Below are 1,708 nucleotides of genomic sequence, written 5' to 3'. Positions count from 1 at the left end.
CTGAGTGCGTTGTGGCAAAGGGAGTCCCTGTTCGATGAGCAGGGGCTTCTTCGTGTGCGGGGCATGATCGCCGTGGGGTAGGGGCAGGCAGCGGACGGCTTGTTGTGGATCGAGGAGGATGCGATGCCGTCGGTGCTGGGGTTGATGGAACAGCGTGAGGCGCGGGCGAGGCAGGATCTGGAGTCCTGGACGGAGGTCCTGGAGCAGGCTCAGGCGGAGGTGGATGCCGCGCGGGAACGAGTCGAGCGGGCCCGGGTGGGGCGTGAGGAACTCGTGTCGGTGCTGGCCGAGGAGAGCCCGGTGAATACGCCGGTTCCGGTGCCGTCCGGTGGTGAGATGGCTGCCGCCGTGGGGTCGGGCGGCTTGGGTGCGGGGCATGGCGAGCGGCCGCCGGTGTGGCGGTCGGGTATGGGTGAGGAGGTGCTCGGCGGCCTGTATCGGGAGGTGTTCGCCGCGGTGGTGGCTGCGTCGGGGCCGGTGAACGGAGTGGAGCTGACGCGGGCGGTGGGCCGGGAAGCGGAGATCAAGAACGAGGTGGAGAAGATCCGGCACCGTGCCTATGTGCTGGAGAGGCGGGGCTGGCTGGTGCGGGCGCAGGACGGACGGTTCATGCCTGAGCCCGGAGCAGTCGGCCGGGACGCTTCTCCGGCCAGCGCGGAGCGTCCGCGGCCAGGCGCCGGGACAGTCTGATCACTGCGGCCCACCACACCATCTGGGCGTGGTGGTCGAAGCGTCGTTCGTGGTCGCGGTTGAGGCGGCGTGAGCGGGAGAGCCAGCTCAGCGTTCGCTCCACCACCCACCTGCGGGCCAGTACGACAAATCCGCGCCTGCCGTCGGAGCGGCGCACGACCTCGATCCGCACTCCGTGGCGGGCGAACGCCTCCACCAGCGCCGGTCCCTGGTAGGCACTGTCGACCCACACCAGCTTCAGCAGCCGGCCCGGCTGATCCATGAACGTCTCCAGCAGTGCGGGGGCGGCCTTGGAGTCGTGCACATCGGCCGTGGTCACGCTCACCTCCAGGAGCAGGCCCTCGGTGTCGGTCAGGATGTGACGCTTGCGGCCGTCACGTGACTTGCCGCCGTCGTATCCGCGACTGTCCTCGCCGACGGTCTCGGAGGCGTCCACCGACTGGCTGTCGATGATTCCCGCGCTGGGCTCGGTGTTGCGGCCGGCGCGTTCCCTCGCCGAACGTCGCAGGCGTTCGTACAGTTCACGCGCATAGTCGTAGGCCCGCCAGCGGCGGAAGAAGTCGTAGACCGCCCGCCAGTACGGGAAGTCGACCGGCAGCGCCGTCCACTTCACGCCGTTGTCGACCAGGTAGCGCACCGCGTCGAGCATTGTCCGGTGGCAGTACGCCTCCGGACGCCCGCCCCGCTTCAGGAGCCAGGCCGGCACCGGCATCGCGGCGCGGACCTCGGCCCACTCCGCATCCGTCATGTCACTCGGATAGCAGCCTGCCCGCCGTCCCGGAGCGAGCGAACCGAACCGGTGCACGTAGCAGTCACACCCAGGGGTGACCGCGGTGGACGCATGCACAGAGATACTGCTCAACTGATCAGGCAACGGGCTTCCTTGGTCGTGCTGGTGTCGTAACCGCGTCACTACCAAGGGGCCCGTTCTCTCATGCCCGCGACCGCACCCGAACCCCAGTCCAGATGATCACCCACTGCCGCTCGAACAAGATCCGGTTTGCCACAACGCACTGAG

The 1,708-nt window shown here is 68.7% G+C and carries 2 protein-coding genes; one reads left to right on the top strand and one right to left on the bottom strand.

The window, feature by feature from the left end; genetic code table 11:
* Positions 1-102: 102 nt before the first annotated feature.
* A complete protein-coding gene (locus ACZ5NH_RS45485) occupies positions 103-690 on the top strand; it encodes a hypothetical protein (protein ID WP_468784364.1) in 588 nt (195 codons plus the stop codon).
* Here ACZ5NH_RS45485 and ACZ5NH_RS45480 read toward each other — a convergent pair.
* The gene (locus tag ACZ5NH_RS45480; RefSeq protein ID WP_468784362.1) at positions 608-1,438 is read right to left on the bottom strand and encodes an IS5 family transposase; all 831 of its coding nucleotides are present in this window, start codon (positions 1,436-1,438) and stop codon (positions 608-610) included. The two genes, ACZ5NH_RS45485 and ACZ5NH_RS45480, sit on opposite strands and share 83 nt — an antisense overlap.
* Positions 1,439-1,708: the final 270 nt, after the last annotated feature.

The sequence above is a fragment of the Streptomyces sp. NPDC031426 genome (assembly GCF_055581585.1).
This window is presented reverse-complemented; position numbering and strand designations above follow the sequence as displayed.